Consider the following 25,599-nt stretch of genomic DNA (forward strand, 5'->3'; position numbering starts at 1 on the left):
CGGCGCGCTACTCGGCCGGGGCCGCGGCGGCGGAGGCGGTGGCGGTCTTCTTCGCCGCCGTCTTCTTGGCCGTCGTCTTCTTCGCGGTGGTCGTCTTCTTGGCCGTCGTGGTCTTCTTGGCGGCCGTCTTCTTCGCCGCCGTCTTGGTGGCGGTCTTCTTGGCCGTGGCCTTCTTCGCCGTCGCCTTCTTCGCGGGAGCCTTCTTGGCCGTCTTCTTGGCCGGCCCCTTGGCGCGCTTCTCGGCGAGCAGCTCGTAGCCGCGCTCCGGCGTGATCGTCTCGACGTCGTCGTCACGGCGCAGCGTGGCGTTGGTCTCGCCGTCGGTCACGTACGGGCCGAAGCGGCCGTCCTTGACCACGACCGGGCGCTCGCTGACCGGGTCGGTGCCGAGCTCCTTCAGCGGCGGCTTGGCCGCGGCGCGGCCCCGCTGCTTCGGCTGGGCGTAGATCGCGAGGGCCTCGTCGAGGGTGATCGTGAAGAGCTGGTCCTCGGTCTCCAGGGAGCGCGAGTCCGTGCCCTTCTTCAGATACGGGCCGTAGCGGCCGTTCTGCGCGGTGATCTCCACGCCCTCGGCGTCCGCGCCGACGACGCGTGGCAGCGACATCAGCTTGAGGGCGTCGTCCAGGGTGACCGTGTCCAGGGACATGGTCTTGAAGAGCGAGGCGGTGCGCGGCTTCACGGCGTTCTTGCCGGTCTTCGGCGTGCCCTCGGGCAGCACCTCGGTGACGTACGGGCCGTAGCGGCCGTCGCGGGCGATGACCGGGTTGCCGCTGACCGGGTCCGTGCCCAGCTCGAAGTCGCCGCTCGGCTTGGCGAGCAGCTCCTCGGCGTACGCGACGGTCAGCTCGTCGGGCGCCAGATCCTCCGGGACGTCCGCGCGCTGGTGGCCCTCGGCGTCCTTCTCGCCGCGCTCGACGTACGGGCCGTAGCGGCCGACGCGCAGCACGATGCCGTCGCCCACCGGGAACGAGGACACCTCGCGGGCGTCGATCGCGCCGAGGTCGGTGACGAGCTCCTTGAGGCCGCCGAGGTGGTCGCCGTCGCCGTTCCCGGCGTCGGCGGCGGAGCCCTCGGGGCCGTCCGCGGAACCGAAGTAGAAGCGGCGCAGCCACGGCACGGCCTGGGCCTCGCCACGGGCGATGCGGTCGAGGTCCTCCTCCATGGAGGCGGTGAAGTCGTAGTCGACCAGCCGGCCGAAGTGCTTCTCCAGGAGGTTCACGACCGCGAAGGACAGGAAGGACGGGACGAGCGCCGTGCCCTTCTTGAAGACGTAGCCGCGGTCGAGGATGGTGCCGATGATCGACGCGTACGTCGACGGGCGGCCGATCTCCCGCTCCTCCAGCTCCTTGACCAGCGAGGCCTCGGTGTAGCGGGCCGGCGGCTTGGTGGCGTGACCGTCGGCGGTGATCTCCTCGGCGGTCAGCGGGTCGCCCTCGGTGACCTGCGGAAGGCGGCGCTCGCGGTCGTCGAGCTCGGCGTTCGGGTCGTCGGCGCCCTCCACGTAGGCCTTCATGAAGCCGTGGAAGGTGATCGTCTTGCCGGAGGCGCTGAACTCGGCGTCCCGGCCGTCGCTCGCCCGGCCGGCGATCTTGACGGTGACGGAGTTGCCGGTCGCGTCCTTCATCTGGGAGGCGACGGTCCGCTTCCAGATCAGCTCGTAGAGCCGGAACTGGTCCCCGGTCAGACCGGTCTCGGCGGGCGTGCGGAAACGATCACCCGAAGGGCGGATCGCCTCGTGCGCCTCCTGGGCGTTCTTGACCTTGCCGGCGTACGTGCGCGGCTTCTCGGGCAGATAGTCGGCGCCGTAGAGCTGGGTGACCTGCGCCCGGGCGGCCTGGACGGCCGTCTCGGACAGCGTGGTGGAGTCCGTACGCATATAGGTGATGAAGCCGTTCTCGTACAGCTTCTGGGCCACCTGCATGGTCGCCTTCGCACCGAAGCCCAGCTTGCGCGAGGCCTCCTGCTGGAGCGTGGTCGTCCGGAACGGCGCGTACGGCGAGCGGCGGTACGGCTTGGACTCGACGGACCGCACCGCGAACGCCGAGTCGGCGAGGGCGGCGGCGAGCGCCCGGGCGTTCGCCTCGTCCAGGTGCAGCACGGCCGAGCCGTCCTTGAGCACACCGGTCGAGCCGAAGTCGCGGCCCTGCGCCACGCGACGGCCGTCGACGGCCGTCAGACGGGCGGCGAGGGTGCCGGGGTCACTGGCGTCGCCACCGCGGCCGGTGGCGAAGGTGCCGGTGAGGTCCCAGTACTCGGCGGAGCGGAAGGCGATGCGCTCGCGCTCCCGCTCGACGACGAGGCGCGTGGCGACGGACTGCACCCGGCCGGCCGACAGCCGGGGCATGACCTTCTTCCACAGCACCGGCGAGACCTCGTAGCCGTAGAGGCGGTCGAGGATGCGGCGGGTCTCCTGGGCGTCGACGAGCTTCTTGTTCAGCTCGCGCGGGTTGGCGACGGCCTCCCGGATCGCGTCCTTGGTGATCTCGTGGAAGACCATCCGGCGGACCGGGACCTTGGGCTTGAGGACTTCCTGGAGGTGCCACGCGATGGCCTCGCCCTCGCGGTCCTCATCGGTGGCGAGGAAGAGCTCGTCGGATTCGGCCAGCAGCTCCTTGAGCTTCTTGACCTGGTCCTTCTTGTCGTGATTGACGACATAGATGGGCTGGAAGTCGGCATCGACGTTCACGCCGAGGCGGGCCCACGGCTCGCCCTTGTACTTGGCCGGGACCTCGGCGGCCCCGTTCGGCAGGTCACGGATGTGCCCGACGCTCGCCTCGACGACGTATCCGGGGCCGAGGTAGCCCTTGATCGTCTTCGCCTTGGCAGGCGACTCGACGATGACGAGTCGGCGGCCGCCCTGTGCGGTCTCGCTGGTCGGGGACAACTTCGCTCTTCTTCCGGTCGGCACTCGGTGTAGGCGCTGCGGTGACGCTGCGGAGTGTGACGGTACATCCCGCCCCCGTGTCAAACGGAAAAAGCCCGCAACGCCACTCGAACGGTAACCCGACAAGCGTCCTGTCTGCCGCCCGGACCGGCACACCACCGGAGTGAAGGAGCCGCCGGGGCGCGGCGCGGCCCGTCCCGGACCGCGCGCGCCGGTTGACGTGAACCCGCCCCTTGCCGGATCCCGTCCCAGCCGCTCTCAGTCCGCCACGGGGATCAGGAATCCCTGCTCGACGAGGAGCCGGATCGACTCCGGCGTACGGTCGCGCAGCAGCACCGGATCCTGTCCCACCAGCTGCGCGATGGCGTCGAGGATGCGGCCCGCGCTGAGAGAGCCGTCACACACCCCGGCGAAGCCCGCGCCGACCGTGTCCACCTTGGTGGCCCGCCGCATTCCGCGGTTCTGGCGCAGGACGACGTGCTCCGGATCCTCCGCGCCGGGCAGTCCGACCTGCTCCTGGACGACCTCGTCGGCGAGCCGGAAGCGGGCGGCGAGGAGGGACGCGTCGTCGTGGGCGCGCAGGAAGTCCTGTCGCTCGAAATGGGCCCGAACGGATGCACCGAGGGGCTGCTCGACCGGGTGCGGCCACTCCTCCGCGATGACGGAGGGACGGTCGGAGCCCGATTTACGCAGCGTGATCCAGCCAAATCCGACGGCCTTGGTCTTCCGTGTCTCGAACTCGTCCAGCCACGCGTCGTAGCGGGCCGCGTACGCGGCGGGATCGGTCCGGTGGTCGCCCCCGTCGCGGAGCCACAGCTCGGCGTACTGCGCGACGTCCTGCACCTCGCGCTGGACGATCCAGGCGTCGCAGCCGCGCGGCACCCAGGAGGCGAGCCGGTCCCGCCAGTCCTCGCCCTCGACGTGCTGCCAGTTGGCGAGCAGCTGGCAGTGGCCGCCGTCGTTGAGCCGGTCCGCCGCCTGCTGGACGATCGTCCGGCACAGGTCGTCGCCGCCCATGCCGCCGTCGCGGTAGGTCAGCCGCGCGCCGGGGGAGATGACGAAGGGCGGGTTGGAGACGATCAGGTCGTACGTGTCCCGGGCGACCGGCTCGAAGAGCGAGCCCTCGCGCAGATCGGCCTCGGGCGCGCCGGAGAGGGCCAGCGTGAGGCGCGCGAAATGCAGGGCGCGCGGGTTGAGGTCGGTGGCGGTGACGTGGGTGGCGTGCCGGCTCGCGTGCAGCGCCTGGATGCCGGAGCCGGTGCCGAGGTCGAGAGCACGGGCCACGGGCGTACGGATGGTGATCCCCGCGAGCGTGGTGGACGCGCCGCCCACACCGAGGACGAGCTGGGAGCGGTCCACGCCCGACGGGCCGCCGGAGCCCCCGGCGATCCCGCCGGCGCCGCCGACCGCGCAGCCCAGGTCGGAGACGATCCACCAGTCCTCGCCCTCGGGACCGCCGTACGGGCGCACGTCGACCGTGGCCCGTACGTCCCCGCCGTCCCGGACCAGCCAGCCGTCCGCGAGGCAGTCGTCCACCGGCAGCGCCGCGGCGGCCCTGGCCTCGCCGACCGGCAGCTGGAGCAGGAAGAGGCGCACCAGCGTCTCCAGCGGGCCGTCACCACGGGTGGCGCGCAGCGCGGGGACGGTCTCGCTGCGGGCGAGCGCGGCGTAGGCGGGGGCGCCCAGCAGGTCGAGGAGGCCGTCGGCGGTGAAGGCCGCGGTCAGCAGGGATTCACGCAGCCGGGCGGTGCGCGCGCGGTCGGTGGCGGAGGGAAGGAGCGTACTCACGGCTCCATTGTCGGGGGCGCCGCGGACAAAAGACGAAAGCCCGGCGCCACGCCCCTCGCGGGGGGCGCGGCGCCGGGCACAGGGGGGCGCGGCGTTCCGGCGTCGTGGCCGCCGGTGCGGCGCCGGGCCTACTTCTCGTCCGGCCTACTTCTCGCCCGGCCCACTTCTCGTCCGGCTTACTTCTTGCTCGGCGTGGCCGAGGCCGAGATCTTCTGGCAGCCGGGCTGCTTCGCCATGGCCTTGCCGACATCGCCGGACTGCAGCTTCTTGAGGGCCTCGTCGCTCTGGCCGCTCAGCTTGCCGATGTCCCCGCCGATGGCCTTGAGGCCCTCCCCGAACTTCGCCTTGTCGCCGGTGTCGAGGCCGTCGATCCGCTTCTTCAGGCCGATGTACGCCCCGGAGAGGTCGTTGAGGGCCTTCACGGCGTTCTTCTGGCTGGTCTCACCGTCCTTGACGGGCGGCGCTCCGGCGTTCTCCACGCTGGTGGCCAGGGCCTTGTACGCGTCGGCGTTGGCCTGGAAGGCGGCGGAGTCGGTCTGCTGGACCTTCTTCGAGTCCTCCTCCGTCTGGACGCCCGCGATGGAGTGGTTGGCGTCCTGGATCTTCTTCACTTGGGGCTGCATCTGGTCGCAGACCTTCTTGGACCAGTCGTCGAGCTTCTTGTTGCCTTCGTCGTCGCCGCCGCAGCCCGTCAGCGCCAGGACAAGTGCCGCACCGCCGGACAGTGCAGCCACAAGCTTCTTGTTCACCGGATCGGTCCCTTCAATGGCTCTCGGCCCCGGAACTTACACGTCCAGACCGGGTCACCCGAGAGCCGAGCACCCCTTACGCCCCCTTTTAAAGCCATTTGCACCAAGACGGTCGTGGCGTTCGCCGCACCTGATCCCCATGTGCGCCGACGGCGCGCGCGGGTGGGCGGTGCGCCCGCGCGCACTGCCCACCCGCGCTCCTGACGTTCGCTCAGCACGCCTGCGCCGGTTAGGACACCACCGCCGGATCGGCGGGCCGGGGCGCCTTCTCGGCGTTCCCGTCGTCGCCGTCGACGGCGACGCCCCGGCGCTTGGAGACGTAGACCGCGCCTACGATGACGACAATGGCCAGGACCGCGATGCCGATCCTCAGCCCCCTGTTGGCGTCGTCCCCGTAGGAGAACTTGACGACCGCCGGCGCGATCAGGAGTGCCACCAGGTTCATCACCTTGAGCAGCGGGTTGATCGCGGGCCCCGCGGTGTCCTTGAACGGGTCGCCGACCGTGTCGCCGATGACGGTGGCGGCGTGCGCCTCACTGCCTTTGCCGCCGTGGTGCCCGTCCTCCACCAGCTTCTTGGCGTTGTCCCAGGCGCCTCCGGAATTGGCCAGGAAGACCGCCATCAGGGTGCCGCAGCCGATCGCGCCCGCCAGGTACGAGCCGAGGGCGCCGACACCGAGCGAGAAGCCGACCGCGATCGGCGCCATGACCGCGAGCAGGCCGGGCGTGGCGAGTTCGCGCAGCGCGTCCTTGGTGCAGATGTCCACCACCCGCCCGTACTCCGGCTTTTCGGTGTAATCCATGATCCCGGGGTGCTCGCGGAACTGCCGGCGCACCTCGTAGACCACCGCGCCCGCCGAGCGGGAGACGGCGTTGATCGCCAGCCCCGAGAAGAGGAAGACGACGGCCGCGCCGAGGACCAGCCCCACCAGGTTGTTGGGCTGCGAGATGTCCAGGCTGAGCCCCAGCTCCCCGGACTTGGCGTGCACGTCCCGCACGGCCGTGGCGATGGCGTCGCGGTACGAGCCGAACAGCGCCGCCGCGGCCAGTACGGCCGTGGCGATGGCTATGCCCTTGGTGATGGCCTTGGTGGTGTTGCCGACGGCGTCCAGGTCGGTGAGCACCTGGGCGCCCGCCCCCTCGACGTCGCCGGACATCTCGGCGATGCCCTGGGCGTTGTCGGAGACCGGGCCGAAGGTGTCCATGGCGACGATGACGCCGACGGTGGTCAGCAGGCCCGTGCCGGCGAGGGCGACGGCGAAGAGCGCGAGCATGATCGAAGTGCCGCCGAGGAGGAACGCGCCGTAGACACCGAGGCCGATCAGCACGGCGGAGTAGACCGCGGACTCCAGACCGATGGAGATGCCGGCGAGGACGACGGTCGCGGGGCCGGTCAGCGAGGTCTTGCCGATGTCGCGGACCGGCCGGCGGTTGGTCTCCGTGAAATAGCCGGTCAACTGCTGGATGAGCGCGGCGAGCACGATGCCGATGGCCACCGCGACCAGCGCGAAGATCCGCGGGTCGCCGTCGTGGGCCCGGATGGCGTCGTCCCCGATGCCCTTCAATTCCGCGAAGCTCGACGGCAGGTAGGCGAAGACCGCGACGGCCACCAGGGCGAGCGAGATGACGGCCGAGACGAAGAAGCCACGGTTGATCGCGGTCATACCGCTGCGGTCGGCGCGGCGGGGGGCGACGGCGAAGATGCCGATCATCGCCGTGAGCACCCCGATGGCCGGGACGAGCAGCGGGAAGGCCAGGCCCGCGTCGCCGAAGGCGGCCTTTCCCAGGATCAGCGCGGCGACCAGGGTCACCGCGTAGGACTCGAAGAGGTCGGCGGCCATGCCCGCGCAGTCGCCGACGTTGTCGCCCACGTTGTCGGCGATGGTGGCGGCGTTCCGCGGATCGTCCTCCGGGATGCCCTGCTCCACCTTGCCGACCAGGTCGGCGCCGACGTCGGCGGCCTTGGTGAAGATGCCGCCGCCGACCCTCATGAACATCGCGATCAGCGCCGCGCCGAGGCCGAAGCCCTCCAGCACCTTGGGCGCGTCGGCCGCGTAGACCAGCACCACGCAGGAGGCGCCCAGCAGGCCGAGGCCGACCGTACACATCCCGACGACGCCACCCGTACGAAACGCGATCTTCATGGCCCGGTGGGAGACGGCCGTCAGGTCCTTCTCGGCCTCCCCCTCGACCGGCGTCGCCTCCCGCGCGGCCGCCGCGACCCGCACATTGCTGCGGACCGCGAGCCACATGCCGATATAACCGGTGGCGGCGGAGAAGAGCGCGCCGATCAGGAAGAAGACCGAACGCCCGGCACGCTGCGACCAGTTGTCCGCCGGCAACAGCATGAGCAGGAAGAACACCACCACGGCGAATATGCCGAGGGTGCGCAACTGCCGGGCGAGATAGGCGTTCGCGCCTTCCTGCACCGCCGCGGCGATCTTTCGCATGCTGTCCGTGCCCTCGCCGGCCGCGAGCACCTGCCGGACGAGCACCACGGCGACGACGAGCGCCGCGAGAGCGACGGCTCCGATCACCATCACCAGAGTGCGATTGCCTTGAGTCAGCTCGGCTGCGAGATTCTGCGTGAAGTCCACCTGTCCAGGGGTAAAAGGCCCCGCCATTCGTCCTCCTTGACGTTTGGCACATGGGCGCGCGACCGGACCGCGACCGCGGAACGGCCACCACGCTCAGGCGTCCTGAGCTCAAGATGGACGGATTGTAGGGAGCATGGCGAGATCAAAACAGAGCACGGCAAAGGGAATGAGCCTGCGTGAGTGAAGATCGAGTGAATGATCCGCCCGATATCCGACGGGCAAGGGAAGATCTGAAAGCGGAGATCACCGGGCGAACGTCAAAAGATCACGGGGAGCCCACCCGGGAGATCACCCGGAGGCCGCCCGCGGATCTCCGAAGAAGATCGGAAATCGACTCGCGGATCATGGCACACCGGTGAATTCGGCCAGGTGGAAAAGGCGCGCGGAGCCGACTCCGGGCGGAGAAGAGTTACGGAAAGTCGCGGGCGGCCCGCTACGGCATTCGACTGACGCCGGGCTACGAAACCGCGGCACCCGGGGTCGTCGGCCAGCTCATCCGGATCAGACCACCGGTCTCGTCCGCCGTCACCTCGACGTCGTCGACAAGGCCGCTGATCACGGCGAGGCCCATGTCGTCCTCGCCGTCGCCGCCCTCGTCCTGGGCGGATCCGGGGCGATGCGCGGCACCGCTCGCGGCGCTCACGGGCGCGGGCCTGGGCGCGTCGTCGCCGACCTCGATGGAGAACTTCTTCTCGTCCTCGATCAGCACGACCCGCACCGGGGCGGCCACGCCATGGCTGATGTGCAGGCCGACCGCGCGCGAGCACGCCTCACCCACGGCGAGCCGCAGCTCGTCCAGCACGGCCTCGTCGACCCCGGCCCGGCGCGCCACCGCGGCTGCCACCAGCCGTGCCGTCCGGACATGCTCGGGAAGGGCACTGAAGAGCAGTTCGACGGTGGCCATGCCATCCCCCTCGGTCATACGTGCCCTCTTCCCTCTTCTGGAAAAGGGCGAACTCGCGAGAGGGGCCGGGCTCACGAGCCCGGTACCCCCCGCGTGGCAGTCTTCCGGCGGCGACCGTCAGTCGGTCGCCTGCACCGCGTCATCGACCGAGGTGTGAATCGGGAACACCTTGGTGAGGCCGGTGATACGGAAGATCTTCAGAATGCGCTCCTGGTTGCAGACCAGGCGCAGCGAGCCCTCATGGGCTCGCACCCGCTTGAGGCCGCCGACCAGCACGCCGAGCCCGGTGGAGTCGAGGAAGTCGACGCCCTCCATGTCCACGACGAGGTGATAGCTGCCGTCGTTGACAAGCTCGACCAACTGCTCACGCAGCTTGGGCGCGGTGTACACATCAATCTCGCCACCGACCCGGACAACCGTACGGTCGCCTACGGTCTCGGTCGACAGGGACAGGTCCACGGATCCTCCAGCACCTTGCATCGAGCGGTCGCCCCCCATGGATCGGCAGCCGCGATGGCATTCAATCACTTACCAGCAGGCGTGCACGACGCCTTGGCGCCATTGTCCGTCACGCCAGTGACACACTCGGTGTCGATGGCCAACGATCAACTCCCGCCGGAGGCGGGCGTACATCCCGCTCCCCGGACAGTCCTCGACCGACTGACCGCCGGGGTCGACCGGGCTGCACGCATCACTCATACGGAGCACTTGCCCCCGCGCCCGGGGCGTCATGCCCCCTGGCCTGAGAAGATCCGGCCGGAAGTGGTCGACGCCATCCGGGCGACCGGTATCGAGCGTCCCTGGGCCCATCAGGCCCTCACGGCGGAGCACGCCCTGCGCGGCGAATCGGTCGTGGTGGCCACCGGCACCGCCTCCGGCAAGTCCCTCGCCTACCTCGCACCGGTCCTGAGCGCCCTCCTGGACGGCTCCGAGGCCCCGAACGGCCGGGGAGCCACCGCGCTCTACATCGCCCCCACCAAGGCCCTGGCGGCCGATCAGCGGCGCGCCGTACGGACCCTCGCGGCGCCCCTGGGCAAGGGCGTCCGCCCCGCCGTGTACGACGGCGACACCCCCGTGGAGGAGCGGGAGTGGGTGCGCCAGTACGCCAATTACGCGCTCACCAACCCCGACATGCTCCACCGCTCGATCCTGCCCGCCCACCCCAGGTGGTCCTCCTTCCTCCGCGCCCTGCGCTACGTCGTCATCGACGAGTGCCACACCTATCGCGGCGTCTTCGGCTCGCACGTCGCCCAGGTGCTGCGCCGGCTGCGCCGCGTCTGCGCCCGCTACGGCGCCGACCCCGTCTTCCTCCTCGCCTCGGCGACCGCCTCCGACCCGGCCACCGCCGCCACCCGGCTGACCGGGGTGCCCGTCGTGGAGATCACCGAGGACTCCTCCCCGCGCGGCGAGCTGGTCTTCGCCCTCTGGGAGCCGCCGCTCACCGAGCTCCACGGCGAGCGCGGCGCCCCCGTGCGCCGTACCGCCACCGCGGAGACCGCCGACCTCCTCACCGACCTGGCCGTCCAGGGCGTCCGCACGGTCGCCTTCGTCCGCTCACGGCGCGGCGCCGAGCTGGTGGCCCTGATCGCCCAGGAGCGCCTGGCCGCGGTGGACCGCTCCCTGCCCTCCCGGGTAGCGGCCTACCGGGGCGGCTACCTCCCCGAGGAGCGCCGTGCCATCGAGCGCGCCCTGCACTCCGGCGAGCTCCTCGGCCTCGCCGCCACCAGCGCCCTGGAGCTGGGCGTCGACGTCGCCGGCCTCGACGCCGTCCTCCTCTCCGGATACCCGGGCACCCGGGCCTCCCTGTGGCAGCAGGCCGGCCGCGCCGGCCGTACGGGCCGGGGAGCCCTCGCCGTCCTCGTGGCCCGCGACGACCCGCTGGACACCTACCTCGTCCACCACCCCGAGGCCCTCTTCCGGCAGCCCGTCGAATCGACCGTCCTCGATCCCGACAACCCCTACGTCCTCGCCCCCCATCTGTGCGCCGCCGCGGCCGAGCTGCCCCTCACCGAGGCCGACCTGTCGCTGTTCGGCCCCGAGACGCCCGGCCTCCTCTCCCAGCTCGAGGGCCGCAAGCTGCTCCGCCGCCGGGCCGCCGCCTGGCACTGGACCCGCCGCGAGCGCGCCGCCGACCTCACCGACATCAGAGGCGAGGGCGGCCGCCCCGTCCAGGTCGTGGAGGAGGGCACCGGCCGCCTGCTCGGCACCGTGGACGCCGGTGCCGCCCACACCACCGTCCACGAAGGCGCGGTCCACCTCCACCAGGGCCGGACCTATCTCGTCCGCCATCTCGACCTGGAGGACTCCGTCGCCCTCGTCGAGCAGGCCGACCCGCCCTACTCGACGACGGCCCGCGACACGACGACCGTCTCCATCCTGGAGACCGGTGCCGAGGTGCCCTGGGGCGACGCCCGGCTGTGCTTCGGCTCCGTCGAGGTCACCAACCAGGTGGTCTCCTTCCTCCGCCGCCGACTGATCACCGGCGAGGTCATGGGCGAGTCCAAGCTGGACCTGCCGCCCCGGACGCTGCGCACCCGCGCCGTGTGGTGGACCGTCACCGAGGACCAGCTCGACGACGCCCGGGTGGCCCCCGAGGCCCTCGGGGGCGCCCTGCACGCCGCGGAGCACGCCTCGATCGGCATGCTGCCGCTCTTCGCCACGTGCGACCGCTGGGACATCGGCGGTGTCTCCATCCCCCTCCACCCCGATACGCTCCTGCCGACCGTCTTCGTCTACGACGGCCACTCAGGCGGCGCCGGCTTCGCCGAGCGGGCCTTCCACACCGCCGCCCGCTGGCTCACCGCCACCCGGGAGGCGATCGCCGCCTGCGAGTGCGAGTCCGGGTGCCCGTCGTGCGTGCAGTCCCCCAAGTGCGGCAACGGCAACGATCCGCTCGACAAGAAGGCCGCCGTCCGCCTCCTGACGACCCTGCTGGCCGGCGCCCCGCCCGAGGCCCCACCTGACGGCCCGTAGGCCGCCAGCACCCACCGGACACCCCGTCAGCCCCCTGCACCCCTGCACCTCAGGGCCTCAGGGCCTCAGGGCCTCAGGGCCTCAGGGCCTCAGGGCCGGGCCCGCCCGGGAGCGGGCGCGGACGGTGTAAGGCCCCGCCCGCGCCGCCGCGGAGACCTCGGCGAACTCTCCGCTCACGGCACAGGTCACCACGCGCGCCCGTTGGGCCCCGGCCACCCGACGGGCCAGGCCGCAGGCCACCTCCTCGCCTCGCAGGGCGTGGTCCGCGGCCGCCAGCACCGCGAGGTCCGCCGCCCCTCCGGCACGGTGGCGGGCCACCACCGCCTGGCTCATGGCCATCAGTGCCGCGAACACCGCGCAGAACGCCGTCGCGGCCACCGCCACCCATACCGTCGCCACTCCCCCGTCACCCCACGGTCTCCTCCGCAAGGGCCACCGCCTCTCCGGAGAGCCGAACGGTCAGCGGACCCGGCCCGGCCGAGCGCACCACCACCTTCACCCGGACAAGATCGCCTTCCCGCGACACCGAGACCCGGGCGCCTTCCGGCGCGGCCGCCTCGGCCGCGGCGACCGTGGCGGACGCGGGGTCCGAACGGGCCGCCGCGCGGGCACCCGCCCGCGCCGCGTCCACGCACTGGATCTGCGCGGCGGCGGCCACCAGCCCCCAGATCAGCCCCATACCGAAGAGCATCAGCGTGGGCAGCACCACCGCGGCCTCCGCGGTGGCATAGCCGCCGTCAGAAGGGCGCATCGAGCGCCCTGCCGATCAGCGCCTGGAGCGCGGCGCTGACGGCGCCGCTCGTGACCACCTTGTAGAGCACGGCCGCGAGCGCACACGCCGCCAGCGTCCCGACGGCGTATTCGGCCGTCGTCATACCGGCCTCACCGTCCACCCGCCGCCAAGGCCGTCCCCCGGCCCACCCCCCGGTCCATCCCTTGGGCCACCACCGCACGACCATCACCGCCTCCTCCGCACGCGTCTCACGCATCGTCAATCCCCCTTCATCAGCGAACTCGCCAGCCCGATCACCACGGGCACCACACCGACCGTCAGGAACGCGGGCAGAAAGCAGAGCCCGAGCGGGGCCGTGGCCAGGACACCCGCGCGCCGCGCCCGTATACCCGCCGTCCTGGCCCGCTCCGCCCTCAGCCGGCCCGCGACCCTGGCCATGGGCTCCACCGCCGGGACGCCCGTGGCCTGGGCCCGCTCCAGGCAGCGCGCCAGTTCGCGTGCGCCCGGGCCGGGAAGACCACCCAGCCGGCTCCAGGCCGTGGCGGGCTCACCACCGAGTCGTACCTCCGCGGCGGCGTGCGCGAGCCGCTCGCCCACCGGGCCGGCCAACGACACCCCGACGGCCTCCGCGGCCTGTCCCGGTCCCGCACCCGCGGCGAGGCAGGCGGCCATGAGATCCGCAGCGAGCGGAAGTTGCCGCTCCACCTCTTTCGCCTCCAGCCGAACGCGCTCCGCGCCTGAGCCGCCGCCGATCGCGCCCACGACCTGCTTCCGTCGGCACGACCAGCGCCACATGCCGTAGGCGGCGACGATCCCCGTGACGCACCCCGCCACACCACCGACGAGGATGAACCCGGCGGCCCCCGCCCCCATGACGGACAATCGGTCCCTCATCGGAGGCAATCGCGCGGCCCGGCACCGCATTCGACCGCCCGATCGATCGAGGCCCTCCGGGCCGGGCGACGGGAAGAGCGCGGCGACCCGGCGGCGCCCGGCGCGCTCCCCACGGGCTCTGCGCGCAGCGGCCACCGTGGCCGTGAGCACCGCGCCGAACAGAACCCCCATCCACAGGCTGTGGATAACTTTTTCACTCCCACCACCCCAGACGCTCACGCCACTCCCCCTCCGGCCGCTCGTACGATCCGCCGCGTCCACATCAGCCCGGCCCATTCCAGAAGCCCTCCGAGCACCAGGCAGGCCAGTCCAGGGACCGTGTGCAGCAACACCCGCAGCGGCTCGGCGCCCAGGGCGCCACCCATCAGGAGCGCGAGCACGGGCAGAAGCGCCAGCATCGCCGCCGTCGAACGCGTGCCCGCCAATTGGGCGCGGAGCTCCTCCCTTTGGTCCCGCTCGGCGCTCAGCGCCCCCGCGACCTTGTCGAGACCGGCCGCCAGGCCCGCGCCGCCGTCGACCGCGACCTGCCAGCAGGCGGCCACGCCGTTGAGCCCCTCGGCCCCCGGCCGTCGGCCCACCGACCGCAAAGCCTCGGGCACGTCCCCGCCGAACCGCGCGGCCGCGGGGACGGCCGCCCATTGCTCTCCCAGCCCTCCGGCCGATGCCATGGCCAGGGCTTCATGCGGCTGTCGCCCGGCCCGCAGCTCGCCCGCGACCTCCCCGCACAGCTCGATCACCGCCGCCTCCCACCGCTCGCGCTCCCGCGCCGCGGCCCGCGCGGAGAGCCCGCGGCGCACGAGCGGCACGGCCACCGCCGCGACGAGCAGCGGCAGGAACGACTCGCCCCACAGCGCCACCGCACAGCCGACCGGAAGGCACGCAAGCTCCCGCCGTTCCCGCGCCGAACTCCGTAGCCGGGCCGTCCACTCACCGCTCCACGGCGGCATCCAGGGCCCGGAAGGGCCGACAGTCCCACCACCCGCGAAGAGCAGCCGGGCCCGCCGCACCTCCTGGCCCGGGCGCGACAGCGACCAGGCCACGGCCGCGGCACCCAGCACCACCGCGCAGGCCAGAGCCGCCTGCGGCACCACCCCCGCCCCCGTCATGCCGCTCCTCCGCCGCGCTCGCACAGCTCCACCAGCCGTGCCCAGCCGCGCGCCCGCTCGAAGCCGCGCGGCCCCCACACGGCCGCGGGGACGGTCGAGACGAACCCGGTCTCCCCACGGTCGAGCACATGGATCTCGGCGACCCGCCGCCTGCCGCCCCGCTCACGCACCAGGTGGATCACCACCGACAGTCCGGCCGCCAGTTGGCTGTGCAGCGCCGCGCGGTCCAGCCCGGCCGTCGACCCCAGCGCCTCCAGCCGGGCCGGGACATCGGCCGCCGCGTTGGCGTGGACCGTGCCGCAGCCGCCTTCATGACCGGTGTTCAGGGCACTCAGCAGATCGGTGACCTCAGGGCCGCGCACCTCACCGACGACCAGCCGGTCGGGCCTCATCCTCAGCGCCTGGCGCACCAGGTCCCGCAGGGTGACCAGGCCCATGCCCTCCTGGTTCGCGGGCCGGCTCTCCAGCCGCACCACGTGCGGATGGTCGGGGCGCAGTTCGGCGGAGTCCTCGGCCAGGACGATCCGCTCGTCCGGCGCGACCAGGCCCAGCAGGCAGGTCAGCAGCGTGGTCTTCCCGGAGCCCGTGCCGCCGCTGATGACGAAGGACAGCCGGGCGTCCAGGACGGCCCTCAGCAGCAACTGGCCGCCCGGCGGCACCGTGCCCGCCGCGACGAGGTCCTCCAAGGTGAAGGCGCGGGGCCGCACCACCCGCAGGGAAAGGCAGGTCGAGCCGACGGCGACCGGGGGCAGGACGGCGTGCAGCCGCGTCCCGTCGGGCAGCCGGGCGTCCACCCAGGGACGGGCGTCGTCCAGGCGGCGGCCGGCGATCGCGGCGAGCCGCTGGGCGAGTCTGCGCACCGCCGTCGCGTCGGGGAACCTCACCTCCGTGCGCTCCAGGCCGGCTCCACGATCCACCCACACCTGGTCGGGCGCGGTGACGAGGACATCGGTGACGTCGGGGGCGGCCAGCAGCCCTTCCAGGGGGCCGGTGCCGACGAGCTCGGAGCGCAGCCGGTCCACCACGCCGAGGACCTCGGCGTCGCCGAGCAGCCGCCCTTCCCGCCGCAGGGCCTCCGCGACCCGTGCGGGAGTCGGTTCCGCTCCGCTCTCCGCCAGCCGCAGTCGTACGGTCTCCAGCAGTTCGGTGCTCATACGGACGCCTCCTCGCCCCGGTCGGGCGTCTGGTCCCAGAATTCGGCGCAGAACCGGGAGAGCGGCCCTCTGTCGCCCGCGCCCGGCGGGCGGCCCGCTGCGAGTGCCGCCGGCAGGCCCGTCTCGGGGGCGAGCTCCCCGGCGAGGGGCAGCCCGAGCAGCCGGGCGATCTCGGCGCCGTCGAGCCCGGAGCCGCAGGGCCCGCGCACCACGACCCGGAGGTCGCCGAGCGCCTGCCCCACCGTCGCGACGACGCGGTGGGCCGCCGCGACGGCCCTGAGCTCGGCGGGAACCACCAGCAGGCCCGTGTCCAGCTGGCCGAGGGCCTCCAGCGCCGCCGGGTCGAGCCGGCGCGGCAGATCGACGACGACCACGCCGCTACGTCTCCGCGCGGCGGCGAGCACGGCACGCATGGCGTCGGGCGGCACACTCCCGCAGTCGCCCCGATCCCAGCTGAGCAGCCGGAGCGCGTGCAATTCGGGCAGAGACTCCTCGAGCGCCTGCCCGGCCACCCGGCCGCGTGAGTCGGCGAAGGCGGGCCAGCGCAGCCCGTCCGCCCGCTCACCGCCCAGCAGGACGTCGAGGCCGCCGCCGAGGGGGTCCGCGTCGACCAGCATGGTGCGCCGCCCCGCGCGGGCGGCCGCCAAGGCGAGGGCACAGGCCAGCGTGCTCGCTCCGGCTCCGCCCCGGCCGCCGATCACGCCCACGGTGCGGGCCGGGCCGGTGGCGCCTTCCACGGCGTCGGCGATGCGGTCGACCAGGCGGCCCTCGTCCTCCGGCAGCACCGCCACCCCGCGGGCGCCGATCTCCACGGCCCGGCGCCAGATGCCCGCGTCGTCCGGGTCCCTGCCCACGAGCACGGCGTGCTCGCCCAGGGATCCGAGTCCGGTGGCCGCGAACCGGTGGGCGCAGTCGTCCCCGATCAGCGTCAGCGGGGCGGCGGCGCCTCCTCTTCTTTCCGCACTTCCCCCCGCGCCTTCTCCCGTGCCCGCCGCCGGGCGCGGGAGCGTGCCATGGGCCACTTCGGGCAGGGCCCCCGCCGCCGCGCACAGTCGGAGCAGGTCGTCGAGCAGCCCTTCGTCCTCGGTGACGATCAGCGGTCCGCCGCCTCTGGCCCCGGTCTTCGGAGGCCATTCGGAACTGCTGGATCCGGCCACGGTGTCCTCCCCGTCCCCCTACGCGCTCTCGCTTCCGCGGACATCGCGGAACAGCGCGGGGAATCACCGTGCAACGAACGGGAAAATCATGTGGATCTTGGTGGAAAACTGTGGACAACCCATGCGTTGTGAATATCCCGGTCACCTATACCGGTGACTTCCGTAGAGCGGCACCCCGATTACGTAGCGTGACGTGTATGAAGGGTGGGAGAGCGGCGCACTTCGGGCCGCGCGGAGACGCTCGGGCGGAAGGGAGATCGGATGCCGGGCCCGGAAAAGTATCCGGACATGCGACGACCCCCGCCGGGGGGGAGAGCGGGGGTCGTCCCCACGGCCGACTCGGGGGGGGAGGAGTCGGGCCGGGTTAGACACGGTCGCGAACGATCCGTGACTTCCATGGTGTACCCGAGAGCCTTCTCAGGCAAACCCACACGCCTCAGCTTACGCCGAATGGAGGGCGCCTATGCTCGGGCGCGTGGAAAACCACTCGTTGTCTCGGACAGCCGCGTTCTTTGATCTGGACAAGACGGTCATTGCGAAGTCGAGCACGCTCACCTTCAGCAAGTCCTTCTACCAAGGCGGCTTGATCAACCGACGTGCCGTCCTGCGTACCGCATACGCGCAGTTCGTGTTCCTGGCAGGCGGTGCCGATCATGACCAGATGGAGCGGATGCGCGAGTATCTCTCCGCGCTCTGCCGAGGATGGAATGTCCAGCAGGTCCGCGAGATCGTGGCGGAGACCCTGCACGAACTCATCGACCCGATCATTTACGACGAAGCCGCCTCCCTCATCGAAGCACATCACACCGCCGGTCGCGATGTGGTGATTGTGAGCACCTCCGGCGCCGAGGTCGTCGAGCCCATCGGTGAACTCCTCGGCGCGGACCGCGTCGTCGCCACACGTATGGTCGTCGAGGACGGCGCCTTCACCGGCGAGATCGAGTACTACGCCTACGGCCCCACCAAGGCCGAGGCGATCCGCTCCCTGGCCGATTCCGAGGGATACGACCTGACGCGGTGCTACGCCTACAGCGATTCCGTGACGGACGTACCCATGCTGGAGACAGTGGGGCATCCGCACGCGGTCAACCCCGACCGCGCCCTGCGCCGCGAGGCCGTCGCCCGCGACTGGCCGATCCTCTCCTTCGACCACCCGGTGCGGCTGAAGCAGCGGGTGCCGGCCCTCTCCATGCCCTCCCGGCCGGCTCTGGTCGCGGCCGCGGCGGTCGGCGCGGCGGCCGCGACGGCGGGCCTGGTGTGGCTCGCCAGCCGACGGCGCGAGCCGGTCATCCGCATTGCCCGATTTTGATGCCAAAAGCAAAGATATACGCCCTGGCCTTCCGCTTCGGCGGTGACAGGAGTAGAAAGGAATCAACGGCCCGCGAGACCAGGGACATCCGAGAGGAAGCCCTTCACGCACCATGGCCCACGGACCGCGCATGAACGTCGGGCACCCACGCGACGCCGACCCGTCGATTACGGGCCAGCCGCACCAGGCATGGGCGAAGTCTCCAGCCTGATGGGCAAACATCGTGCACGCTTGGTAACCCGGCGAACATGCCAGCGGCGGTACCAGACTTGACCGGTACCGCCGCAACCCCTGTCCGGACCCCGCACCCCTCGCGGAGGCGGTCACCGCACCGCTCCGGGCCCGCAGCGGGGCCCGGCGGCCGGGTGGGGTCAGGCGGCGCCCCGCTGGAGCGCCTCGCACACCGCCACACTCTCGCGGACCCCCAGCTCGACCGCACGGCCGCAATGCGAGATCCAGGCCGCGACCCCTTCCGGAGTCCCCGACACATACCCCTCGAGCGCCGTCGCATAGGCCGTACGGCCCAACTCGGCGTGTCCCACCTCGGCCGGGCAGATCGACTTCGGGTCGAGGCCGCTGCCGACGAGCACGATCCGCTCGGCGGCCCGCGCGACCAGCCCGTTGCACGACCCGAACGGGCGCAGCGCGAGAAGTTCGCCGTGCACCACGGCCGCCGTCACCAACGCCGGGGCCTCGCTGCCCGCGAGGAGCAGACCGGCCAGGCCTTCCAGCCGCCCCGCCACCTCGCCGGCGCTCGGCAGCGGCAGCTCGATCTGCGGCTCGTCGACCGGCTCGCCCGCCAGCCGGGGCCGCCCCACCGTCTCATCGGCCCGGGCTCCGCTCGCCGCCACCAGATGCAGCCTGGCCAGCACCCGCAGCGGCGACTGCCGCCACACGCTCAGCAGCTGACCCGCCTCGGCCGTCAGTCGCAGGGCCGCGCCCACCGTCCGCGGCCCCCCCTCGACGCTGAAGTCGGAGCGGCGGCGCACTTCTTCGAGCTCCCAGTCGGCGCCGGACAGCGCCGCCGAGCCGCGCGCACCCCGCAGCGCGGCCTCGGAGGCGATCTCATTGCTGCGGCGGCGCATCACCCGGTGGCCGTAGACGCGGTCCACCGCCTTGCGCACGGAGTCCACGGAGTCGGCCACGCCCGGGAGCGAGCCCAGGGCGGCGAGCGGATCGGCTGTCGTACTCATGGGTAGACCCTACGCACTTCGGGTTCACACCCCTCGAAGGAGTGGTCTTCTTCACGCGCGGCTCTCACTTTCCGCGGCCATCACCCTACGCTTGGTGAACATGAAGATCGCTTTCGTAGGCAAGGGCGGCAGCGGCAAGACCACGCTGTCCTCCCTGTTCATCCGCCATCTCGCCGCAGACCGCGCCCCCGTCGTCGCCGTGGACGCCGACATCAATCAGCACCTCGGGGCGGCGCTCGGGCTGGACGACGAGGCGGCCGCCGCCCTGCCCGCGATGGGCGCCCAGCTCCCTTTGATCAAGGAGTATCTGCGCGGCACCAACCCCCGGATCGCCTCCCCGGAGACGATGATCAAGACGACACCACCGGGTGAGGGCTCCCGGCTGCTGCGGATCGACGAGGACAACCCGGTCTACGAGGCGTGCGCCAGGACCGTCCCGCTGGACGACGGCGACCCGGTCCGACTGATGGCGACCGGCCCCTTCACCGAGTCGGATCTCGGGGTGGCCTGCTATCACTCCAAGGTCGGCGCCGTGGAGCTGTGCCTCAATCACTTGGTCGACGGGCCGGGCGAGTACGTCGTCGTCGACATGACGGCGGGCAGCGACTCCTTCGCGTCCGGCATGTTCACCCGTTTCGACATGACGTTCCTGGTGGCCGAGCCCACCCGCAAGGGAGTGTCCGTCTACCGCCAGTACAAGGAGTACGCACGGGACTTCGGCGTCAGCCTGAAGGTCGTGGGCAACAAGGTGCAGGGCCCCGACGATCTGGACTTCCTCCGCGAGGAGGTCGGCGACGACCTGCTGGTGACGGTCGGGCACTCCGACTGGGTGCGCGCCATGGAGAAGGGCCGGCCGCCCCGCTTCGGGCTGCTGGAGGAGGCCAACCGCGCGGCGCTGCGCACCCTCCGGGAGACGGCGGACAGCGCGTACGAACTCCGGGACTGGCAGCGCTACACCCGCCAGATGGTGCACTTCCACCTGAAGAACGCGGAGAGCTGGGGGAACGCCCGCACGGGTGCCGACCTCGCGGCACAGGTCGACCCCTCTTTCGTACTGGACGAGCGGTGGGCCTCCGCCCCGCAGCCCGCCTGACCGGCCGGGCGGCGGGGAAGCCCGGCGCCCTTCGCTCATCCCGACACCCAGGGCCCGGAGCTCCGCGAGGAGCTCCGGGCCCTGCGCGTGCGGCCGGTCGGCCGACTCTTGGAAGGACACAGCCCACGTCCGTCTTCACGTGGGCGGTCGAACTCACGTGCACGCGCTAGGTAAAACCAGGAGAATGGCGAGCGGATAAAAGTACGCATTCACTCGATAGAAGGAACCGCGCCTTCATTCGACCGGTCGCTCTTCCTGCGATCTTTACTCTCCATTACGATTCGTTTACCGAGAGTTGAGACAGCCCCGCCATCGCAGCACTCCCGCCGCTGCACGCCGTGACCACGACCGCGCCCCCCGCGGCCGCGCCGCCCCGACGAAGACGGGAACGACCATGCACCCTCAGCCGTCGCGGACGCATGACTCCGCACAGCCACCCCCAGCCTCACGGCAACGCCCGACAGGCCCGGAGGACCCGCAGGGCTCGCCGCGCCGGCCCACCTGGCGGCAGGATCTCTCCGCCTCCGTGGTCATCTTCCTGATCGCCGTGCCCCTCTCCCTGGGCATCGCGCTGGCGACCGGCGCGCCGCTCCAGGCGGGGCTGATCGCGGCCGCGGTCGGCGGCATCGTCTCGGGACTGCTCGGCGGCGCGCCGCTCCAGGTCAGCGGGGCGGCCACGGGGCTGGTCGTGGTGACCGCGGAGCTGGTGCAGCGCTACGGCTGGCGGGCGACCTGCGCGATCACCGCCCTCGCCGGCCTGGTCCAACTCGCCCTCGGGGCCGCCCGGGTGGCCCGTGCCGCGCTCGCCGTCAGCCCCGCGATCGTCCACGGCATGCTCGCCGGCATCGGCGTCACGATCGCACTGGGACAGCTGCACGTCGTCCTGGGCGACAGCCCTAACAGCTCCGCGCTGGAAAACCTCGCGGCGCTGCCCGCCCAGCTGGCGGGCCTCCACCCGCCGGCCCTGCTGGTCGGGGCGATCACAGTGGCCGTGCTCATGGCCTGGCCCCATCTGCCCGGGCGCGCGGGCCGGCGGATCCGTACGGTCCCGGCGCCGCTGGCGGCCGTCGTCGTGGCCACCGCGGCGAGCGTCGGCATGGCCGTGCCCCGGGTCTCGCTGCCCCGCTGGGAGCTCCAGGCGCTGCCCGCTCTGCCGGACGGGCCGGTGCTCGGGGTCTTCGCGGCGGTCCTGACGGTCACCCTGGTCGCGAGCATGGAATCGCTGCTGTCCGCGGTGGCGGTGGACCGCCTGCGCGCCGGCCGGCCGGATCCGCACGGCGCCCCCGCCGATCTGGACCGCGAACTGGCCGGTCAGGGCGCGGCGAACGTGGTCTCCGGGCTGCTCGGCGGGCTGCCGATCGCCGGCGGCGCGATCCGCGGCGCGGCGAACGTCGAGGCCGGCGCCGCCACCCGGAAGTCCACCGTGCTGCACGGGGTGTGGGTCCTCGGCTGCGCGGGGCTGCTGGTCGGGGTCCTGGAGCTGATCCCGCTGGCCGCCCTGGCCGCCCTCGTCATGGCGGCCGGGGTGAAGATGGTCAGCTTTGCCCACATCAAGCATGTGCAGCGCCACCGCGAGTTCCCGATGTACGCGGCCACGCTCGGTGCCGTGGTGCTGTTCGGGGTGCTCCAGGGGCTCGCCGTCGGCATCGTGGTCACCGCTTTCCTCTCCTTGCGGCGCCTCACCCACACACGCATCACGGTCGACGAGGAGAAGGAGCTCCACATCGTCCGCGTCAGCGGACAGTTGACGTTCCTGGCGGTGCCCCGGCTGAGCCGGGCGCTGGCGCAGGTGCCCAAGGAGGCGAACGCCGTGGTGGAGCTGGGCGGCTCCTTCATGGACCACGCCGCATACGACGCCCTCCAGTCCTGGACGAACGCCCACCGGGCCCAGGGCGGTTGGGTGACGCTCAGGGGGCGGGGCGGGCAGCCGATCGCCGAGCCCGCCAGCGCCCACGCCTGCCGGCCCTGGACCCCCTGGCGCAATCACCACTGCACCCGTCCCCGATCGGCCGAGGGCGCCCCGGGCGGGCGGCAGTTGCTGGGCGGCGTGAGCGCCTTCCAGCGGAACACCGCTCCCCTGGTCAGGGACGAGCTGGCACGGCTCGCCCGTGAGGGCCAGCGCCCGACCCAGCTCTTCCTCACCTGCGCGGATTCCCGTCTGGTCACCAGCATGATCACCTCCAGCGGCCCGGGCGATCTCTTCACCGTGCGCAACGTCGGCAATCTGATGCCGCCCCCGGGCTCCGACGGCACCTGCGACTCGGTCGGCGCCGCCGTGGAGTACGCGGTGGAGGTCCTGCGGGTCGGCAGCATCACCGTGTGCGGGCATTCCGGCTGCGGGGCGATGCAGGCGCTGCTGGGATCGGCGGACCAGGAGCCCGGTGCGCAGCAGACCCCGCTCACCCGATGGCTGCGGCACGGCCGCCCGAGCCTGGCCCGCATGCGGCGGATCGGCAGGCTGGGCCGTGGTGAGGTCGCCCTGGCCGACCGGCCCGTGGCGGACGACGTCGAGCGGCTCGCGCTCGTCAATGTGATGCAGCAGCTCGACCACCTGATGGCGCACGCGTGCGTCGCCCGTAGGGTCGCGGAAGGGACGCTCCAGCTCCAGGGCATGTACTTCCATGTGGCCGAGGCCCAGGCATATGTGCTCGACAGCCGCTCGCGGACGTTCCAGGCCGTACGGCCCGAAGTGCTCGACACGGTCTGACCCGTGGAGTCCGGGCGGGAGGGTGTGCGAACGGGCCGGGCCCCGGCCCGCCGCCGTGCGGGACCCGCCTCCGTGCCCGTCCCCCGCACGCCTCCGACCTCGCACAACACCCGCATATACAGGTCTAAACCAATTTTTGACAACAACCCTTGTCAGGGTGTGCCCCGGGCTGATGAGCTATGGCCCGGGACACAACGGGCACCCTGGGAAAGGGAGATGTCGTGAGCAACGAAAGCCTGGCCAACCTCTTGAAGGAGGAGCGCCGCTTCGCGCCGCCTGCGGGCCTGGCCGCGGAGGCCAACGTCTCCGCGGAGGCGTACGAGCGGGCGAAGGCTGACCGGCTGGGCTTCTGGGCCGAGCAGGCCCGCCGCCTGAGCTGGGAGACCGAGCCGACCGAGACCCTGGACTGGTCGAACCCGCCGTTCGCCAAGTGGTTCGCCGACGGCCGGCTCAACGTGGCGTACAACTGCGTCGACCGCCATGTGGAGAACGGCCTGGGCGACCGGGTGGCCATCCACTTCGAGGGCGAGCCCGGCGACACCCGCACGCTCACCTACGCCGAGCTCCAGCGCGAGGTCTCCAAGGCCGCGAACGCCCTGATCGAGCTGGGCGTGGAGGCGGGCGACCGCGTCGCGATCTACCTTCCGATGATCCCCGAGGCCGTCGTCTCCATGCTGGCCTGCGCCCGCATCGGCGCCCCGCACTCGCTGGTCTTCGGGGGCTTCTCCGCTGACGCCCTGGCGACCCGGATCAACGACGCCGACGCCCGCGTGGTCATCACCGCCGACGGCGGTTACCGGCGCGGCAAGCCCTCCGCGCTCAAGCCCGCCGTCGACGAGGCCCTGACCCGCCCCGGCACCGAAAACGTCCGCAGCGTCCTGGTCGTCCGCCGCACCGGCCAGGAGGACATCGCCTGGACCGACGGCCGCGACGTGTGGTGGCACGACCTGGTCGAGTCCCAGTCCGACCAGCACACACCGCAGGCGTTCGACGCCGAGCACCCGCTGTTCATCCTCTACACCTCCGGCACCACGGGGAAGCCCAAGGGCATCCTCCACACCACCGGCGGCTACCTCACCCAGATCTCGTACACCCACCACGCCGTCTTCGACCTCAAGCCGGAGACGGACGTCTTCTGGTGCACGGCCGACGTCGGCTGGGTGACGGGCCACTCCTACATCGTCTACGGGCCCCTGAGCAACGGCGCGACCGAGGTGCTCTACGAGGGCACGCCCGACAGCCCCCACCAGGGCCGCTGGTGGGAGATCGTCCAGAAGTACGGCGTCACGATCCTCTACACCGCGCCGACCGCGATCCGGGCCGCGATGAAGTGGGGCGACGACATCCCCGCCAAGTTCGACCTGTCCAGCCTGCGGATCCTGGGTTCGGTGGGCGAGCCCATCAACCCCGAGGCCTGGGTCTGGTACCGCAAGCACATCGGCGCCGGCCGCACCCCGGTCGTCGACACCTGGTGGCAGACCGAGACCGGCGGCATCATGATCAGCCCGCTGCCCGGGGTCACCGAGACCAAGCCGGGCTCGGCACAGATCCCCCTCCCCGGCATCGCCGCCACCGTCGTCGACGACGACGCCCGCGAGGTCGCCAACGGCCACGGCGGCTATCTCGTCCTCACCGAGCCCTGGCCCTCGATGCTCCGCACCATCTGGGGCGACGACCAGCGCTACCTCGACACCTACTGGTCCCGCTTCGAGCACAAGTACTTCGCGGGCGACGGCGCCAAGAAGGACGACGACGGCGACATCTGGCTCCTCGGCCGGGTCGACGACGTGATGCTGGTCTCCGGCCACAACATCTCCACCACCGAGGTGGAATCGGCGCTCGTCTCCCACCCCAAGGTCGCCGAAGCGGCCGTGGTCGGCGCCACCGACCCGCAGACCACCCAGGCCATCTGCGCCTTCGTCATCCTCCGCGGCGACGCCGACGCGAACGAGGAAGGCCTCGTCGAGGAGCTGCGCGCACACGTCGGCAAGCAGCTCGGACCGATCGCCAAGCCCAAGCGGATCCTCCCGGTGGCCGAGCTGCCCAAGACCCGCTCCGGAAAGATCATGCGCCGCCTGCTCCGCGACGTGGCCGAGAACCGCACCCTCGGCGATGTGACGACCTTGACGGACTCCTCCGTCATGACCCTCATCCAAACCCAGCTCCCGGCCGCCTCCAGCGAGGACTGATCCGGGAAACCGCCTGGTCGGAGCACACACCAGAGCGCGTACATACGAAGGGCATCCGGCAACCCGCCGGGTGCCCTTCGCTCTTTCGGGCTAAGGTAAGTACTGGTCGCGTAAAGATCGCGACAAGAATCAGGGGCGCGCCGGGAAGTCTGGTCGGCACACAGCACACG

Annotated in this window: 19 protein-coding genes; 5 read left to right on the plus strand and 14 right to left on the minus strand. The window is 71.9% G+C overall.

Going from position 1 to position 25,599, the window contains the following annotated elements; all coding sequences use genetic code 11:
• Positions 1 to 7 precede the first annotated feature (7 nt).
• The 6 genes from topA to bldG form a co-directional block, all read right to left on the minus strand.
• A complete protein-coding gene (topA, locus tag LUZ64_RS27160) occupies positions 8 to 2,884 on the minus strand; it encodes a type I DNA topoisomerase (RefSeq protein ID WP_095584034.1) in 2,877 nt (958 codons plus the stop codon).
• Between the two features lie 258 nt (positions 2,885 to 3,142).
• Complete coding sequence (locus LUZ64_RS27165) at positions 3,143 to 4,672, minus strand: DUF7059 domain-containing protein (RefSeq protein WP_095584033.1); 1,530 nt, start codon at positions 4,670 to 4,672, stop codon at positions 3,143 to 3,145.
• Between the two features lie 176 nt (positions 4,673 to 4,848).
• Positions 4,849 to 5,421, minus strand: a complete 573-nt coding sequence (locus tag LUZ64_RS27170) for a small secreted protein (protein ID WP_095584032.1) — start codon at positions 5,419 to 5,421, stop codon at positions 4,849 to 4,851.
• 229 nt (positions 5,422 to 5,650) lie between these two features.
• Positions 5,651 to 8,044, minus strand: a complete 2,394-nt coding sequence (locus LUZ64_RS27175) for a sodium-translocating pyrophosphatase (RefSeq protein WP_095584031.1) — start codon at positions 8,042 to 8,044, stop codon at positions 5,651 to 5,653.
• A 430-nt stretch (positions 8,045 to 8,474) separates the two neighbouring features.
• Positions 8,475 to 8,921, minus strand: coding sequence for an ATP-binding protein (locus LUZ64_RS27180; protein WP_095584042.1), 447 nt, complete (start codon positions 8,919 to 8,921; stop codon positions 8,475 to 8,477).
• Between the two features lie 117 nt (positions 8,922 to 9,038).
• Complete coding sequence (gene bldG, locus LUZ64_RS27185) at positions 9,039 to 9,380, minus strand: anti-sigma factor antagonist BldG (RefSeq protein ID WP_095584030.1); 342 nt, start codon at positions 9,378 to 9,380, stop codon at positions 9,039 to 9,041.
• A gap of 54 nt (positions 9,381 to 9,434) precedes the next feature.
• On the opposite strand from bldG, the gene sftH reads away from it, so the two are divergent.
• On the plus strand, positions 9,435 to 11,894 hold the full coding sequence (gene sftH / locus LUZ64_RS27190) for a DEAD/DEAH box helicase (protein ID WP_095584029.1): 2,460 nt from the start codon (positions 9,435 to 9,437) through the stop codon (positions 11,892 to 11,894).
• Positions 11,895 to 11,975: 81 nt separating this feature from the next.
• Here the strand turns inward: sftH and LUZ64_RS27195 are convergent, their stop codons facing one another.
• From LUZ64_RS27195 to ssd, 7 genes are all read right to left on the minus strand, one after another.
• Positions 11,976 to 12,293, minus strand: coding sequence for an Rv3654c family TadE-like protein (locus LUZ64_RS27195; protein WP_095584028.1), 318 nt, complete (start codon positions 12,291 to 12,293; stop codon positions 11,976 to 11,978).
• Positions 12,294 to 12,300: 7 nt separating this feature from the next.
• Complete coding sequence (locus tag LUZ64_RS27200; RefSeq protein ID WP_095584027.1) at positions 12,301 to 12,645, minus strand: TadE family type IV pilus minor pilin; 345 nt, start codon at positions 12,643 to 12,645, stop codon at positions 12,301 to 12,303.
• On the minus strand, positions 12,632 to 12,853 hold the full coding sequence (locus LUZ64_RS27205; protein WP_232390392.1) for a DUF4244 domain-containing protein: 222 nt from the start codon (positions 12,851 to 12,853) through the stop codon (positions 12,632 to 12,634). Before LUZ64_RS27205 ends, LUZ64_RS27200 begins: the two co-directional genes overlap by 14 nt.
• Before the next feature lie 32 nt (positions 12,854 to 12,885).
• Complete coding sequence (locus tag LUZ64_RS27210; protein ID WP_308251442.1) at positions 12,886 to 13,521, minus strand: type II secretion system F family protein; 636 nt, start codon at positions 13,519 to 13,521, stop codon at positions 12,886 to 12,888.
• 215 nt (positions 13,522 to 13,736) lie between these two features.
• The gene (locus LUZ64_RS27215; protein WP_095584026.1) at positions 13,737 to 14,627 is read right to left on the minus strand and encodes a type II secretion system F family protein; all 891 of its coding nucleotides are present in this window, start codon (positions 14,625 to 14,627) and stop codon (positions 13,737 to 13,739) included.
• Positions 14,624 to 15,781 carry a TadA family conjugal transfer-associated ATPase gene (locus tag LUZ64_RS27220; RefSeq protein ID WP_095584025.1) on the minus strand — a complete coding sequence of 386 codons (1,158 nt, stop codon included), beginning with the start codon at positions 15,779 to 15,781 and terminating at the stop codon, positions 14,624 to 14,626. The genes LUZ64_RS27215 and LUZ64_RS27220 overlap by 4 nt, the downstream gene beginning before the upstream one ends.
• Positions 15,778 to 16,938 (minus strand): septum site-determining protein Ssd, encoded by a 1,161-nt coding sequence (gene ssd, locus LUZ64_RS27225; protein WP_095584024.1) that lies wholly within the window; start codon positions 16,936 to 16,938, stop codon positions 15,778 to 15,780. Before ssd ends, LUZ64_RS27220 begins: the two co-directional genes overlap by 4 nt.
• 463 nt (positions 16,939 to 17,401) lie before the next feature.
• On the opposite strand from ssd, the gene LUZ64_RS27230 reads away from it, so the two are divergent.
• A complete protein-coding gene (locus LUZ64_RS27230; RefSeq protein ID WP_095584023.1) occupies positions 17,402 to 18,247 on the plus strand; it encodes an HAD family hydrolase in 846 nt (281 codons plus the stop codon).
• A 371-nt stretch (positions 18,248 to 18,618) separates the two neighbouring features.
• Here the strand turns inward: LUZ64_RS27230 and LUZ64_RS27235 are convergent, their stop codons facing one another.
• Complete coding sequence (locus LUZ64_RS27235) at positions 18,619 to 19,440, minus strand: Fic family protein (protein ID WP_095584022.1); 822 nt, start codon at positions 19,438 to 19,440, stop codon at positions 18,619 to 18,621.
• A 100-nt stretch (positions 19,441 to 19,540) separates the two neighbouring features.
• Between LUZ64_RS27235 and LUZ64_RS27240 the strand changes: the two genes are divergently transcribed.
• From LUZ64_RS27240 to acs, 3 genes are all read left to right on the plus strand, one after another.
• Positions 19,541 to 20,533: an ATP-binding protein gene (locus tag LUZ64_RS27240; protein WP_095584021.1), complete on the plus strand. Its 993-nt coding sequence runs from the start codon at positions 19,541 to 19,543 to the stop codon at positions 20,531 to 20,533.
• Between the two features lie 394 nt (positions 20,534 to 20,927).
• Positions 20,928 to 23,240, plus strand: coding sequence for a SulP family inorganic anion transporter (locus tag LUZ64_RS27245; protein ID WP_095584020.1), 2,313 nt, complete (start codon positions 20,928 to 20,930; stop codon positions 23,238 to 23,240).
• A gap of 221 nt (positions 23,241 to 23,461) precedes the next feature.
• The gene (acs, locus tag LUZ64_RS27250; RefSeq protein ID WP_095584019.1) at positions 23,462 to 25,429 is read left to right on the plus strand and encodes an acetate--CoA ligase; all 1,968 of its coding nucleotides are present in this window, start codon (positions 23,462 to 23,464) and stop codon (positions 25,427 to 25,429) included.
• Positions 25,430 to 25,599: the final 170 nt, after the last annotated feature.

The sequence above is a fragment of the Streptomyces albireticuli genome (assembly GCF_021228125.1).
GTDB classification, from domain to species: Bacteria; Actinomycetota; Actinomycetes; order Streptomycetales; family Streptomycetaceae; genus Streptomyces; species Streptomyces albireticuli.

Coding starts and splice junctions, on each gene's coding strand:
- LUZ64_RS27200 (WP_095584027.1), bottom strand. CDS start 12,645: ATGCGCCCTTCTGACGGCGGCTATGCCACCGCGGAGGCCGCGGTGGTG.
- LUZ64_RS27215 (WP_095584026.1), bottom strand. CDS start 14,627: ATGACGGGGGCGGGGGTGGTGCCGCAGGCGGCTCTGGCCTGCGCGGTG.
- LUZ64_RS27180 (WP_095584042.1), bottom strand. CDS start 8,921: ATGGCCACCGTCGAACTGCTCTTCAGTGCCCTTCCCGAGCATGTCCGG.
- LUZ64_RS27220 (WP_095584025.1), bottom strand. CDS start 15,781: ATGAGCACCGAACTGCTGGAGACCGTACGACTGCGGCTGGCGGAGAGC.
- LUZ64_RS27175 (WP_095584031.1), bottom strand. CDS start 8,044: ATGGCGGGGCCTTTTACCCCTGGACAGGTGGACTTCACGCAGAATCTC.
- LUZ64_RS27230 (WP_095584023.1), top strand. CDS start 17,402: ATGCTCGGGCGCGTGGAAAACCACTCGTTGTCTCGGACAGCCGCGTTC.
- LUZ64_RS27240 (WP_095584021.1), top strand. CDS start 19,541: ATGAAGATCGCTTTCGTAGGCAAGGGCGGCAGCGGCAAGACCACGCTG.
- LUZ64_RS27235 (WP_095584022.1), bottom strand. CDS start 19,440: ATGAGTACGACAGCCGATCCGCTCGCCGCCCTGGGCTCGCTCCCGGGC.
- LUZ64_RS27205 (WP_232390392.1), bottom strand. CDS start 12,853: ATGGTCGTGCGGTGGTGGCCCAAGGGATGGACCGGGGGGTGGGCCGGG.
- sftH (WP_095584029.1), top strand. CDS start 9,435: ATGGCATTCAATCACTTACCAGCAGGCGTGCACGACGCCTTGGCGCCA.
- LUZ64_RS27245 (WP_095584020.1), top strand. CDS start 20,928: ATGCACCCTCAGCCGTCGCGGACGCATGACTCCGCACAGCCACCCCCA.
- LUZ64_RS27210 (WP_308251442.1), bottom strand. CDS start 13,521: ATGAGGGACCGATTGTCCGTCATGGGGGCGGGGGCCGCCGGGTTCATC.